Here is a 14230-nt window from a genome sequence, read left to right on the forward strand (position 1 = left end):
TTAAAACAAGTTTAAATCGATGTTGCTCATACATCCTTAACCCTAAACAAATTGAGAGACTTATAAAAAACGATACGAGACAAACAGACAATTGGAAAAATAAAGCCCTCAAATGGACAAATAGAGATACTGAGTATTTTGTTAAAGGTGAGATACCAAAAGAATACTTCAAAATGTTTTCTAAGGAGTGACGCTTATGTTTCTTTACTATCAAAATGAGTGTTTAGGTAAAATAGAAGGGGTTGCAGTAGAAGGGCCTTGGGCTTATGGCAAGATTACCCCTAATGACAAGATGGAAAACTTCAAGGACTTCTTTAGAGCTGTAGTAGATGAAGATGACCCCTTTGCAATTGAGAAGTTTGACGATAATCTCTTAGACGATGATAATTGGTTTATTGTTGATGACGAGCATAAAAAAGTAGGCATTTCCTTGCCAGGTATCTATGAGGAAGATAACGAAATAAATTGGAGATGGAGATAAATCGGATTAGGGTCCTCAAAAGGAGAGGGCTCCTTTTTGATTTCAAATTGTATTCCGCAACTTTCGTCTTCGGGCCAACAGGAAAATGCAGCACATACATCCTCTAAATCACTGGAAGCTTGCCGGTATTACTTAAATAGCTTGTCCTGATTGATTAAAAGCTTGGTAAAGTAACAAATCTAAAGGTTGCCGCGGTCTGGTCATTCCCTCACCTCCTTGGCTGTCTTTCGGCCGTGGCACGGGGGCACAATGTAGGGGCTGTATTTACTTGAATCCCAGAATAGTTTCACATCATCTTTATGCGGAACGATATGATCGCCAACTGTTGCCGGGGTTCTTCTGCCTTGCATCAAGCAAGCGGCTTATAACGGATGTTTGGACAGGTAGCCAGCACGCGCCTGCCTCCACTTGCAGTTATACCCCCTTTTGGCCGCAGACTCCCGGTATTGATCATAAGCCGGCTTGGTTCGCTTATGTTGCTCGCAGTATCCCTCTCGCGTCAGATTGGGACAGCCGGGTTCATTGCATGGTTTAAGTGACTTCTTCATAAATCCTCCTTCTGAAAACATAAAAAACCTCTCTTAAAAAAGAAAGGCTAAAGATCATTAATATAATTATATAAACAAATGTGTTATGTTTTCGCTTAGTTTAATTCTTCAGCTTTTTCAACATATATGTTTTTAACTTTATCACCAGTCAAAACTTTTCCTTTTTGTATTTCTTGTTTAGTTCGACTCCATTCAGACTTTAAAATCACTTGTTGGAGCTTCAGTATTTCCCGGTTACGCTCCAATACTTTATCTCGATCAAAATCTTCTTTCGGAAGTAACGAAAGTACGATATTGATTTCTTTAATAAGTTTCTTGGCATATTCCTCTGATGGATTGACCAATAATACAATATTGTTTTTTAATCTCCTTATCGCTGCAATACTTTCAGCGAAATTATAATCCTTATACGAGTTTTTTTCACTCTTCAGATACAAACTCCATTTAAAACTATGTATAAATATAAGATCGTTAATTTCTACAAAATTATCCCTCATTTTATTTACCCATTCAATTCTCTGACTACTTATTGTGTCCACTATAGAAGTCCTTCTTGCATTCTTCATTTGAATCACTATGGTTATAATACCAGTCACAATAGAAACAACGCCTGCAATAATAGCAGCGGTTATAACTTCATTCATTTTATCTCCTCCTTCCATGTTTATCGGTAAACAAAACAGAAATGAAATAGTTTTACGAAAAATGTCGAACGAAAAAAAGCGCCTTCCCATATGGGAAAGCGCCTGCCTGTTTATTACCTATTACCATGATACCTCATCTAAAACAAAATGGTGTGCCGTTATCGTGCCATTTTTGTGCCGTTTGTCGACACATTTAAAATATTTGAAACTCGGCGCCCTCTATTTCTTCTTCCATCTCGCTAATTGACTTAGCCTGTTCCTCAATTACTTCATTTTGGTTCTCTAATAAGAAACATAGACCGTCTATAGCATTTTTAAATTGGCCTTGTTGTGCAATTAAAAATGGAGAACCAGTTTTCTCATCCCCCGTGCTTACATCTATTAAAATGATTTCTTGCTGTTGAGCATTATAAACAATAAGTTCATCTGCTTCTTCTCCCTCCAAAAACCCTAAAATAGGTCCTCTGCGAGAATTATACTGAATACTTGGGTGATAGAAATACATTCTGTTTTTAATATACCAGTTAATAACTCCATCGAATTTTTTGAGATAATCCCTTATGATATCAGACTGTTTGAGTGTTAATTCTTCAATTTTTTCTTGCTGATTCTCTAGTTTTCTTTTTTGTTCTTCTAATTGTTTTATCCAATCTTGTTCTAATAATTCTGCCATAAAACAAATTCCCCCTTTTTTGTATAGTATAACATATCCACATTATCCACGAATTACCCATATGTTATATACTGTGCAACTGCCTGAAGTGCCGTCAGCCCTTGCCACCCTTGTTTTCAAGCAATATCCCTAAAATGAATTCCACGTATGCTTTTTGAAGGGAATCAATAAAAATATGCAGAAAAAAAGACTCATCTTGTTTATAAGATGAGCCTGCTTATATTTTAAATTTCTTCATGGCGTTGTTCATGGCATCCTGGTTAATTCCAATGTATCAAAGGGTTGTCCGCTGATCTGAGTGATTGAAAATCTCCTGCAGCACGGCAACATCTTTTGTTTGCTTGTAAAAATGGTACCCGAATGTTTTCCTCAGCGTGTGTGTGCCTATATCAATATCATCCAAACCGACATGCTCAGCGGCAGCCCTTAAAATTTTATAGGCCATCGACCGGGAAATGGGCTTGTTGACCCCTTCGCGGCTTTTGAAAAGATATTCAGCATTAATCGGTTTGATGAATACCTAAACAGCTAAAAATCAGTGGGCAAAATGTGGGCACGAGGGATACATCCCACACGAACCCATTCTACATCACACGCTTAAACATCTTCTCCATCTCATACGTGCTGTGATGAATAATAATCGGCCGGCCGTGCGGGCATGTGAACGGGTCTGTCGTTCGGCGCAAATCGTCCAAGAGCGCTTTGATTTCATCGTTGCGCAAATGGCGGTTCGCTTTGATCGAGCCTTTACAGCTCATCATAATGGCCGCTTCCTCCCGCAGCTTTTTAATGTCGATCCGCTTGGCGTCAAGCACCTGCTGAATGATTTCTTCAATCAATTCAGCCTCTTCTCCTTTTGGAAACCAGGCCGGATGACAGCGGACGATATAACTGTTCGTGCCGAATGCTTCTAAAAATACCCCGACGCTTTCAAGCTCCTGCTGGTGCTGTTCAATAATCAGCGCTTCATTTGCCGCATAATGAAAGGTGAGCGGCACGATCATATCCTGCACTTCAGGCTCAACCTGCCCGACTTTTTCCCGGAAATATTCGTATTTAATCCGCTCTTGAGCCGCATGCTGGTCAATGATATATAACCCGTTTTCGTTTTGGGCTAAAATATAGGTCCCGTGCATTTGGCCGATCGGATACATCACCGGGACCCTTTCTTCCCGTATTTCTTCAGAGACAGCCTCCTCTTCAGGCTCCGGAATATCGGAAACAGGCGCTTCCGGTTCCGGCATGCTGATCTCCGACGGCACGTCATCAGCCGCTTCCTTCGGGAGGAACTCTTCTTCTATTACCGAAGCCGGCTCTTTTACGACCGAACTCAGCTTCATCGGCGAGTACGACGTTTCCGGCATTTTTTCCGGCAGTTTCCGCTCAGGGGCACTTTCCTCGAACGTTATGAATTGCTGTTCGTTTTTGACCGGCGCCGGCGCTGATTTTTTCGGAAGCTGGGCGCTCGGAATAAGCCGCTGCTTTTGAAATACTTCCTTTATCCCGTCGCGGATCAGCTCATGCAGTTCCGTCTCTTTGCTGAGGCGGACTTCAAGCTTCGACGGATGGACATTGACATCGACCAAAATCGGGTCCATCGTAATTTCGATAAACGTAATCGGGTGGCGGCCGATCGGCAGAAGCGTGTGATAGCCCTCATGCACCGCTTTTACAAGCGGGAAATTCTTAATGTATCTACCGTTAATGACAGATGACATGTAGTTTCTGGATGCACGCGTGATTTCCGGCAGCGCAATGTAGCCCTTGACTTCAAAATCAAGCGAGCTGACATGGAGCGGTATCATTTTTTTCGCAACCGCCGTCCCGTAAATCGCGGCCAGCACATGGCGCACGTCTCCGTTGCCGTTTGTCTGCAGAAGATTTTTCCCCTGGTGGCGGAGGCGGATGGATACTTCCGGATGCGCAAGGGCGATCCGGTTGACGACATCCGTAATATTACCGAGTTCCGTATGCACGGTTTTCATATATTTTAATCTGGCGGGTGTATTGAAAAACAGGTTGGTAACGATGATCTCCGTTCCTTTTCTGCTGGAGGATTTCTGTTCAGAAATGATATTCCCGCCTTGAAGAATGAGATGAGTTCCCGCTCCCTCGCCGATGCTCGTTTTGATTTCCAGATGAGAAACAGACGCGATACTTGGCAAAGCTTCTCCGCGGAAACCGAGTGTTCTCACCCGGAACAGGTCGTTTTCATCTTTGATTTTACTGGTCGCGTGGCGGCGGAAAGCCCGTTTGCAATCATCGGTTTCCATACCTTCGCCGTTGTCAAGCACCCGAATCGACGAAAGTCCCGCTTCCTCTATATCGATTTCAATGACTGTGCTGTTTGCGTCGATGGCGTTTTCCACCAATTCTTTAACGACAGATGCAGGCCGTTCCACCACCTCACCGGCCGCTATTTTATTTGAAAGTTCATCTGACAGCTGGATGACTTTTGCCAAGTCCGTCACCTCTTTCTATTTTAATTTTTTTTGCAGCTTGTACATTTCATTCATTGCCTCAAGCGGCGTCATATCAAGAATATTGATTGACTTGAAAGCTTCAAGCACTTGTTTTTCTTTTTGAGAAACAGCCGGTGCCTTCTGTTTTTTATCACTGTCAGCAAAAAAGGACAGTTGTGCCGGTTCTTCTTTGACGGCAGGCTTTTTCTCAGGTGCCGCCGGAAGCTCCGGTTTATCTCCTGTCTGCTCAAGCTGTTTTAAGATCTCCTGCGCGCGGCTGATCAGATCATCCGGGAGCTCGGCAAGCTGGGCGACATGAATGCCGTAACTTTTATCTGCGGCTCCTTCTTTAATTTGATGGAGAAACACGACCGTGCCGTTATATTCCTCGGCGCGCACATGAACGTTTTTCAGCTGAGGGAGCTTATCTTCAAGCACCGTCAGTTCATGATAATGCGTGCTGAACAGTGTTTTAGCGCCGATATGATCATGAACATATTCAATAATTGCCTGTGCCAGCGCCATTCCGTCGTACGTTGATGTCCCGCGTCCGATTTCATCAAACAGAATCAGGCTGTCTTTTGTGGCGTTTACAATCGCGTTTTTCGCTTCCAGCATTTCCACCATAAAGGTGCTTTGTCCGGAAATCAAATCATCCGCAGCCCCGATTCTCGTAAAGATTTGATCAAAAATCGGCAGAACCGCTTCTTTTGCGGGCACAAAACAGCCGATCTGGGCCATGATGGACAAGAGTGCGATCTGTCTCATATACGTACTTTTACCTGACATATTCGGACCCGTAATCAGGAGCATTTCCCGTGAATCGCCCATCAGGCAATTGTTCGGCACGTATTCTTGACTGTCCATCACTTTTTCAACGACAGGATGTCTCCCCTCAATGACTTTGACCTCGTTATCAGAAAAGACGGGTTTTGTGTAATGCCTGTTTTCACTGATCGTGGCAAAGCATTGCAGCGCGTCCAGCTCACTCATTTGCTTAGCAAGACGCTGCAGACGCGGAATAAATTTCTTAACTTTTTCCCGCAGTTCGGCAAAAAGCTCATATTCCAGCTCGCAAATGTTGTTTTCCGCCTCTAAAATAAGCGCTTCTTTTTCCTTTAATTCCGGCGTAATGTACCGTTCGGCGTTTGTGAGCGTCTGCTTCCGCTCATACCGCCCGTCCTCAAGCAGATGAAGGTTTGCTTTTGTGACTTCAATATAATAGCCGAACACTTTATTAAAGCCGACTTTCAATGAACGGATGCCTGTATAAGCGCGTTCCTGCTGCTCCAGTCTGGCAATCCAGTCTTTGCCGTTTTTGCTGGCGTCACGGTACTCATCGAGCTTCTGGTGATAGCCGTCTTTTATTAAGTTGCCTTCTTTTAAAGATAACGGCGGGTTTTCATGAAGCGCATCCTCTAACAGATCAAGCAGATCATTGCACGGATCAATCAAACCGGCGCGTTCTTTTGCTTTTTTATGGTTAAGAGACCCTACAAGCTCTTTAATGCTCGGCACCTGTTTTAATGATTCTTTCAGCTGGATTAAATCCCTTGCATTGACGTTTCCGAATGCGACCCGGCCCGCAAGACGCTCTAAATCATACACTTCTTTAAGGCGCTCGCGCAGATCTTCACGCTCAAACAGATGATTGATCAGCGTCTCCACCATTTCCTGGCGTTCTTCGATTTGGGATGCTCTGATCAGCGGACGGTCAATCCATTGTTTGAGAAGCCGGCCGCCCATTGCTGTCTTCGTTTCGTCCAAAAGCCAGAGCAGCGAGCCTTTTTTGCTTTTTGAACGGATCGTTTCCGTCAGTTCAAGATTCCTCTTGGAATACAGGTCAATTTTCATCGCTTCTTCCAATTCATACACTTGAACCGGCTGCAGATGATCCAGACTCCGTTTTTGCGTTTTCTGCAAATACGTATATAAACGCATAAACGTCTTTGTCAGCTCTTCGCCCGGCAAGTGCTTTGCGATTTCGATCTGTTCTGTCATTTCTCCGTCTTCGATGGAAATCGTTGCGCCGCACCGTTCTTTCAGCTGGGCCGCTGTCTTTTCATTAAACTTGCTTGAGACGACAATCTCCTTTGCGCCGACTGAATAAATCTCTGACATGACATCTTCAATCCGCTCAATAAATACGGCCAGGTTTTCTCCGGTCGTTAAATCCGATAAAGCGAGGCCGTATCCGTCACGAAATTCGGAAACGGAAGCGATAAAGTTGTTTTCCGACTCATGAATGCCTTTTCCGTCCATCACGGTTCCCGGCGTGATCAGCTGGACGACTTCCCGTTTCACAACGCCTTTAGCCGCCTTCGGATCTTCCGTCTGCTCACAGATCGCGACTTTATAGCCCTTTTTAATCAGCTGTTCAATATAAGCCGCCGCAGAATGATAAGGCACGCCGCACATCGGAATTTTGTCAGCTGAACCTCCGTCTCTGCTCGTCAGTGTAATTTCAAGCTCTTGTGACGCTTTTTTTGCATCTTCAAAAAACATTTCATAAAAGTCACCTAGCCGAAAAAATAAAAAGGCATCCTGGTGCTCTGCCTTTATTTTCAAGTATTGCTGTATCATAGGCGTATAACTAGCCATCATTTAATCCCTCACTATGTATCTTCTGTTTTCCGCATCCCATTATAACATAAACAAAAGAGTGATATCTTTATATATAAAAAAGAGACTTGGGGTGCTGACTCCCCTAGCCTCTGCTTATTCTTCAGGATCTCCGACTAAAAATTCAGGGTTAATATCCTCTAATTCTTCGTCAAGATCGTCTTCCCAATCATCATCATCGTCTTCTTCCCAGTCTGGATTTACTTCTACGACTACTTTCGTTTCCCCGACCACTTCCGCTAAAAACTCCCGCTCGGCCTGAACGACGATTTTATTTCCGTTAGGAGAAATGGTGACCTCAAGACAATTCGGCTGCTGCAGCACTTTGGCGATGACTTCGTGTTCGTCATCTAAGTAATTAGTATCTCTGTATCTGAGTTTAATCACATCAACATATTTCACTCTCTCGGTTACAACTTCCGTTTTTGTATTATCAGCGTAAGAGTACCAGACGTTTATATCATAATACCCTTCAATTTCTACAGTCTTCCCGATCTTTTCGGCATCATATTTGTGATTGATAATCCAGCCGCCCAATATACTTGACGGTTTTTCATCAGGTGAGATTGTATTTGTGCACTGGGTGAATTTTCTGCCTTTCGCAACTACCGCTTTCGTAATAATTTCCCTGTATTCAGACATTCCGATAGGCCTCCTTGTTCTTCTTCGTGTTATCTTATGCTGGGCATTTGTCTCATGTGCATTTTTATAATAAAAATATAAAAATACAAAGTTTCTGTTTCATTGTATGCAGCCTCGCCCAGAAACTTTACTTTTAAGTCTGATAAAACTTTTTGAGGGAAAATGGGCCGAAACAACAGATAAGATGAAAATTTAGTACATATAACAATTAGTTCTTGAAAGACAAAAAAACACGGGCCGATGATGGCCCCGTGTTTAAAGAGAACAGCTGTTGTTCGAATGTTTTACTTTTGAACCGGTTTCTCCTGTCAGCAGGTTGCCGCCGGTAGACGTAATGATTTCATTTGTCACCTGATTGGAAATCGTATGGGCGACAAGCTGAAGAAGATCATTGACCTCAATCTGGGAATCTCTGAATTCCTGAATGATCGGAATTCCTTCAAGCTCTTCCTGCAGGGCGTCAATTTTACTTTCCACTTGTTTCAAAGCTTCAAGCTTTTCATAATGCTTCAGGTTAACGGCTTGCTTTTGCAGAGCTTTAATCTGATTGATAATCGCAGAGACTTTTTCATTTTCATTAATCTGCGCCTCGGCGCGTTTGAAAAAATCAACTTCTTCTGTTTCAGAAATCATTTTCGCAAGGTTTCTTGCCTGCTGGACAATGTCTTTCTTAGAGTAAAGCGTCATTATTATTTCACCTCGATTGCTTCTCCTGCCATCACACCGTCAAGCGACCATGTTTTCGCCTGTTCGATTTTGACGCGTACAATCTTGCCGATGGCGTCTTTCGGCCCTTTGAAGTTGACGAGCTTGCTTTTTTCCGTATAGCCGGCAAGAATGTCAGGGTTATTTTTGCTTTCTCCCTCAACTAATACTTCGACAGTCCTGCCTTCATATTCCTTCATTTTTTTGGCTGAAATTTCTTTCACCAAGTCATTGAGGCGCTGAAGACGTTCTTTTTTGACCCTCATCGGAACGTTGTCTTTCATCTTCGCTGCAGGCGTGCCTTCACGGGGAGAGTAGATAAACGTATATGCGCTGTCAAATTCCACTTCGCGATATAACGAAAGCGTTTCTTCAAACTGTTCATCCGTTTCATTCGGGAAACCGACAATGATATCGGTAGTGAGTGAAGCGTTCGGCATCGCCGCTTTAATTTTTCCGACAAGCTCCAGATAGCGTTCTCTGTCATATTTACGCGCCATCATTTTTAACATCGCCGAGCTTCCTGATTGAACCGGAAGATGGATATGGTCAAGCAGGTTGCCGCCTTTGGCGAGCACTTCGATCAGATGGTCATCAAAGTCACGCGGGTGGCTCGTCGTAAACCGGATTCTCGGAATATCAATTTTACGCAGTTCGTCCATTAAATCACCGAGTCCGTACGTCATGTCCTCAAAATCTTTTCCGTACGCATTAACGTTTTGACCGAGCAGCGTAATTTCTTTATAGCCTTCGCTTGCAAGTCTTCTGACTTCCTGGATTATTTCTTCAGGACGGCGGCTCCGCTCTTTTCCGCGGGTATACGGCACAATGCAGTATGTGCAGAACTTATCGCAGCCGTACATAATGTTGACCCAGCCTTTAATTTTTCCGTTGCGGACCTTCGGAAGGTTTTCAATGACATCCCCTTCCTTCGACCACACTTCAATAACCATCTCTTTTGATAAATAGGCTTCTGATAACAGTTCCGGCAGGCGGTGAATGTTGTGCGTGCCGAAAATCATATCGACAAACGGGTGCTTTTTAAGGATGCGGTTTACGACTGATTCTTCCTGTGACATACATCCGCATACACCCAGAATCAGATCCGGGTTATTTTTTTTGAGCGCTTTTAAATGGCCGAGCTCACCGAACACTTTGTTTTCAGCGTTTTCCCGGATGGCGCAGGTGTTTAATAAAATGACATTCGCATCATCGACCGAATTTGTCGCTTCATAACCGAGCGCCATAAAAATACCCGCCATGACTTCCGTATCATGCTCGTTCATTTGGCATCCGTACGTGCGGATATAAAACTTCCTGCCTTCTCCGAGACCTTTAAATTCTTCTGAGATTTTAAAATCGTTATGATATTGAACGGATTCTTTGCCCCGTTTTTTCGCATCTTTTAAAGAAGGCGGAATATATACGGCTTCAAAATACTTACTGTAATCCTTTTCGGATTTTTTGTCCGCTGGATTTACTTGTCCGCTTTCCTGCTTTTGCTTTTCATTCATGTTCGAATGTCTCCTTTCAACCGAAACTTCCACCCTCAAGTATACTGGTTAAAAGCGTTTGGCACAACCGCCAGCCTATTATTGTACACCTTATTGAGAATAAGAATCAATAAGAAATAAAAAAGAGGGAATCATTTCCCTCTTATACAAGCTGAAGCTCTTTTGCCGCTGAACGGATCACTTCAAGCGCCCGGTCAAGCTCCTCTTTTGTATGCTCCGCCGTAATTATGGTGCGGATTCTCGCTTTTCCCTGAGCGACCGTCGGATACACGATGCTTTGGGCAAAGACGCCGCGGGTCAATAAAAGGTCTGATAATGCCTGGGCTTTTTCTTCCTCCCCTATTAATATCGGCACGATCGGTGTTTCGCTTTTTGTAAGGGTCAGCCCCATTTGAACCAGTTTGTCTTTGAAATACGCCGTGTTCTCCCATAGCTTTTCCATATGCTCCGGCTCTTCCAGCAGGACGTCAATGGCTTCTATGCATGCGGCCGTTACCGCAGGCGGATGAGAAGTGCTGAATAAGAAAGGACGGCCTTTATGGCGCAGATAATCGATCAGAACCTGCGACCCTGCGGCATATCCGCCAAGAACCCCGATGGCTTTGCTTAATGTGCCCACCTGAATGTGGACTCTTCCGTCAAGCCCAAAATGATTAACCGTTCCCCTTCCGTTTTTTCCGAGTACGCCGGAAGCATGCGCATCGTCAACCATGACAAAAGCATCGTACGCCTCTGCAAGTTTGACAATGTCAGGCAATGGAGCGATGTTGCCGTCCATTGAGAATACGCCGTCCGTGACGATGAGGCGCATACGGTAATTCATTGATTTTTTCAGCACCCTTTCCAAATCGGCCATATCGACATGGCGGTACACCTTTTTATCTGCTTTCGTCAGCCTGATCCCGTCGATAATGGAAGCGTGGTTCAATTCGTCAGATATCACGATATCCTCTTTTGTAAGAATGCTTGATAAAACGCCTTGATTCGTTGTAAATCCTGATTGAAAAACAAGTGCCGCTTCTGTTTTTTTAAAGTTTGCCAGTTTCTTCTCCAGCTCATTGTGCATTGTAAATGTTCCCGCGATTGTCCGGACGGACCCCGTACCCGCTCCGAATTCCTCCGCAGCGCGTTTGGCCGCTTCGACAAGCCTTGGATGCGACGTCAGACCGAGATAATTGTTCGATGAAAGCTGAATAACGTTCTCCCCTTTGACTGCCACCGACGGCCCCTGCTTCGTTTCAATTTGTTTCATTTGCTGCCATGTGTTATTTTCTTTCATTTTATCAAGCTCTGCTTTTAGATATTCAAATTCTTTCATGATAGAACCCTCCCTTTATGGAATCAAAATGACTTTGCCGCACTGGCCCTTTCTCATCAGGTCAAACCCTTTTTCAAATTCTTCAAGCGGAAACTGATGGGTAATCACCGGAGTCAGATCAACAAGGCCGGATTCAAGCAGATGCGATACCTGACGCCATGTTTCAAACATTTTTCTGCCTGTGATGCCCTGAACGGTCAGCCCTTTAAAGACCACGTCATTTGTCAGGTCAATCGTCACCGGGTGTTCCGGCAGACTCAGCATATGAAATCTTCCTCCGTTGGCCGCCATCTTTAATCCTTGTATTATCGCTGCAGGGTGCCCTGACATTTCGCAGACAAGGTCTATTCCTTCTCCGCCAGTTAAGGCGTCAATGACCTTAAGCGGATCTTCCTTGTCAGCTGGAATCGTGATTTCGGCTCCTAATTTTTTTGCAAGAGCCAGTCTGTAATCATTTTTATCAATGGCCGCAATACGGGATGCGCCGGCCGCTTTAGCCACCGCCACCGCCATGAGTCCGATCGGCCCGCAGCCGATAATTGCAGCAGTGCCGCCCGCCAGATGGCCGCTTTCCAGCACCGTGTGCACCGCGTTGCCAAGCGGCTCTTGAACTGAGGCGACGGCAGGATCCATGTCAGCAGGGTTTTTCCAAATGTTTTGAGCCGGCACTTTGACATATTCAGCGAAGGATCCGGCTGTATCTACGCCAAGGATCTTTGTATGAGTGCACACATGATGTTTTCCTGTTAAACAGGGGACACAAGTTCCGCAGACGAAGTGGGTTTCCGCCGATACATAGTCACCTGTTTTGACATTTGTGACGTGCTTGCCTGTTTCTGCTACGATACCGCTGAATTCATGTCCGAATACTTGAGGTGTTTTGATTCGTTCCTGCGCCCATTGATCCCAATTATAAATATGCACATCTGTACCGCATATAGATGCGGCCTGTACTTTAATGAGAACTTCATTCTCATTAATGGAAGGTATGGAAATTTCTTTCAAAATTGCTCCGAAAGCGTTTTCATTTTTGACGACAGCTTTCATCTTTCCTTCCAACATGTACACTCCCCCTCAAAAAAACACTGTAATAACTGGATTGTAACATGGCTTAAGAAGGAGGTAAACAGCAGTGTCTATTCAGTAAATACAATTGCTTCCGTCCGGAAAAATGGGCGGGATTTTTTTTGAATATTATATGAATAAAGCCATTTATCATCTCTTCGTACTATCAATATAATATTGTGAGAAAATATGACAGCAATAAAAACAACCTGCTCGCCTTATGCAAGCAGGTTGAGAATGAACAGGTTTTGGTTTAACGGGGTTCGACGATTAACTTAATCGCCGTTCTTTCTTCTCCGTCAATCTGTATATCTGTAAAAGCCGGAATACAAATCAAATCTACGCCGCTTGGCGCGACAAAGCCTCTGGCAATCGCAACCGCTTTAACAGCCTGATTTAAGGCACCCGCCCCAATTGCTTGAATTTCGGCAGCTCCGCGTTCCCTTAATACGCCGGCAAGCGCGCCTGCCACTGAATTTGGACTTGATTTCGCTGAAACTTTTAAGATTTCCATTTCTGCTCCCCCTTAGTTTTACAATGGATAAGTGAGTGTTCATTAGAACAATCATTATTAGATGTTGCTATCCAAAAAGCCATCCCCACAATGCTTTTCAAAAATAGCGGGCTACCTTCCATTTCTACTATATTCACTAAGAAGTTGCTATATTCCTGCTTTTCCTTTTAATATTTTTATAAAATAAACACATGATCACCTATTCAAAGAACATATGGTCATCATTGATTAAAATCCGTTCGATATTTACGGCTTTTTTCGTTTGCTCGTCGATGTCGATGAGCACTCCGCTCAGTGTTGTCTTACCTTCCGCAACGGTAAACCGGACAGGAAGATTGGTTTTAAACCGCTTGATGACCGTTTCTCTGTCCATACCAAGGATTCCGTCGTACGGACCCGTCATGCCTACATCAGTAATATATGCCGTTCCTTTCGGCAAAATGCGGTTATCTGCCGTTTGTACGTGTGTATGCGTGCCTACCACGGCAGAGGCTCTTCCGTCTGTGTACCAGCCGATCGCAATTTTTTCGCTTGTCGCTTCGGCGTGAAAATCAATAAAAATGTACGGTGTGCGCTTTTTCGCTTCTTCTATTAACTCATCCGCTTTAGCAAACGGATCATCAAGCGGCGGAAGAAACGTCCGTCCCTGTAAATTCATGACGGCAAGCTCTTTTCCGTTCGATTTAATATAGGTAATGCCTTTTCCCGGCGTACCTTCCGGGAAGTTCGCCGGCCGGACAAGATGCGGCACATCATCAATAAAGTCGAAGATCTCTCTTTTATCCCACGTATGGTTTCCCATTGTAATGGCATCGGCTCCGGCTTCCATCAGGCTGTGGTAGATCTTTTCCGTCAGTCCTTTTCCGTGTGCTGCATTTTCTCCGTTAATAATCGTAAAATGCGGTTTATGTTTCGCTTTCAGTTTCGGGACATATTCTTTTACCATGTCGCGGCCCGGGGAACCGACAACATCCCCGATAAATAAAATTCTCATAAATTCCATTCCTTTCTTTTCTGGGGCTCAAAAAAATAAAGTGATGCG

The 14230-nt window shown here is 44.1% G+C and carries 12 protein-coding genes and 2 pseudogenes; 1 reads left to right on the forward strand and 13 read right to left on the reverse strand.

Annotation, left to right across the window (positions count from 1 at the left end; all coding sequences use genetic code 11):
- Positions 1-196 precede the first annotated feature (196 nt).
- Complete coding sequence (locus AC1DN5_RS04830) at positions 197-481, forward strand: hypothetical protein (protein ID WP_366969374.1); 285 nt, start codon at positions 197-199, stop codon at positions 479-481.
- Positions 482-681: 200 nt separating this feature from the next.
- On the opposite strand, the pseudogene AC1DN5_RS04835 reads toward AC1DN5_RS04830, so the two are convergent.
- From AC1DN5_RS04835 to AC1DN5_RS04895, 13 genes and pseudogenes are all read right to left on the reverse strand, one after another.
- A pseudogene (locus tag AC1DN5_RS04835) lies at positions 682-1029 on the reverse strand (HNH endonuclease).
- A gap of 95 nt (positions 1030-1124) precedes the next feature.
- Complete coding sequence (locus AC1DN5_RS04840; RefSeq protein WP_366969375.1) at positions 1125-1673, reverse strand: hypothetical protein; 549 nt, start codon at positions 1671-1673, stop codon at positions 1125-1127.
- 193 nt (positions 1674-1866) lie between these two features.
- Positions 1867-2346, reverse strand: coding sequence for a hypothetical protein (locus AC1DN5_RS04845; RefSeq protein WP_366969376.1), 480 nt, complete (start codon positions 2344-2346; stop codon positions 1867-1869).
- A 274-nt stretch (positions 2347-2620) separates the two neighbouring features.
- Positions 2621-2842: pseudogene (locus AC1DN5_RS04850) on the reverse strand (tyrosine-type recombinase/integrase); the annotation flags it as partial.
- Between the two features lie 88 nt (positions 2843-2930).
- Complete coding sequence (mutL, locus tag AC1DN5_RS04855; RefSeq protein ID WP_045926524.1) at positions 2931-4808, reverse strand: DNA mismatch repair endonuclease MutL; 1878 nt, start codon at positions 4806-4808, stop codon at positions 2931-2933.
- A 15-nt stretch (positions 4809-4823) separates the two neighbouring features.
- On the reverse strand, positions 4824-7409 hold the full coding sequence (gene mutS / locus AC1DN5_RS04860; protein WP_045926534.1) for a DNA mismatch repair protein MutS: 2586 nt from the start codon (positions 7407-7409) through the stop codon (positions 4824-4826).
- 117 nt (positions 7410-7526) lie between these two features.
- Positions 7527-8072: an outer spore coat protein CotE gene (gene cotE, locus AC1DN5_RS04865; RefSeq protein WP_016936056.1), complete on the reverse strand. Its 546-nt coding sequence runs from the start codon at positions 8070-8072 to the stop codon at positions 7527-7529.
- Between the two features lie 255 nt (positions 8073-8327).
- Positions 8328-8759, reverse strand: coding sequence for a regulatory iron-sulfur-containing complex subunit RicA (gene ricA, locus AC1DN5_RS04870; RefSeq protein ID WP_016936057.1), 432 nt, complete (start codon positions 8757-8759; stop codon positions 8328-8330).
- Between the two features lie 2 nt (positions 8760-8761).
- Positions 8762-10291 carry a tRNA (N6-isopentenyl adenosine(37)-C2)-methylthiotransferase MiaB gene (miaB, locus tag AC1DN5_RS04875; RefSeq protein WP_003154116.1) on the reverse strand — a complete coding sequence of 510 codons (1530 nt, stop codon included), beginning with the start codon at positions 10289-10291 and terminating at the stop codon, positions 8762-8764.
- A 142-nt stretch (positions 10292-10433) separates the two neighbouring features.
- Positions 10434-11612 (reverse strand): glycine C-acetyltransferase, encoded by a 1179-nt coding sequence (locus tag AC1DN5_RS04880; protein WP_116746183.1) that lies wholly within the window; start codon positions 11610-11612, stop codon positions 10434-10436.
- A 12-nt stretch (positions 11613-11624) separates the two neighbouring features.
- A complete protein-coding gene (gene tdh / locus AC1DN5_RS04885) occupies positions 11625-12671 on the reverse strand; it encodes an L-threonine 3-dehydrogenase (RefSeq protein ID WP_366969377.1) in 1047 nt (348 codons plus the stop codon).
- Positions 12672-12927: 256 nt separating this feature from the next.
- Entirely contained in the window at positions 12928-13188 is a 261-nt protein-coding gene (gene spoVS / locus AC1DN5_RS04890) for a stage V sporulation protein SpoVS (RefSeq protein WP_003154135.1), read from the reverse strand.
- 199 nt (positions 13189-13387) lie between these two features.
- Positions 13388-14182, reverse strand: a complete 795-nt coding sequence (locus AC1DN5_RS04895) for a TIGR00282 family metallophosphoesterase (RefSeq protein ID WP_049628495.1) — start codon at positions 14180-14182, stop codon at positions 13388-13390.
- Positions 14183-14230 lie beyond the last annotated feature (48 nt).

It is taken from the genome of Bacillus sp. 01N42_2, from assembly GCF_056399565.1.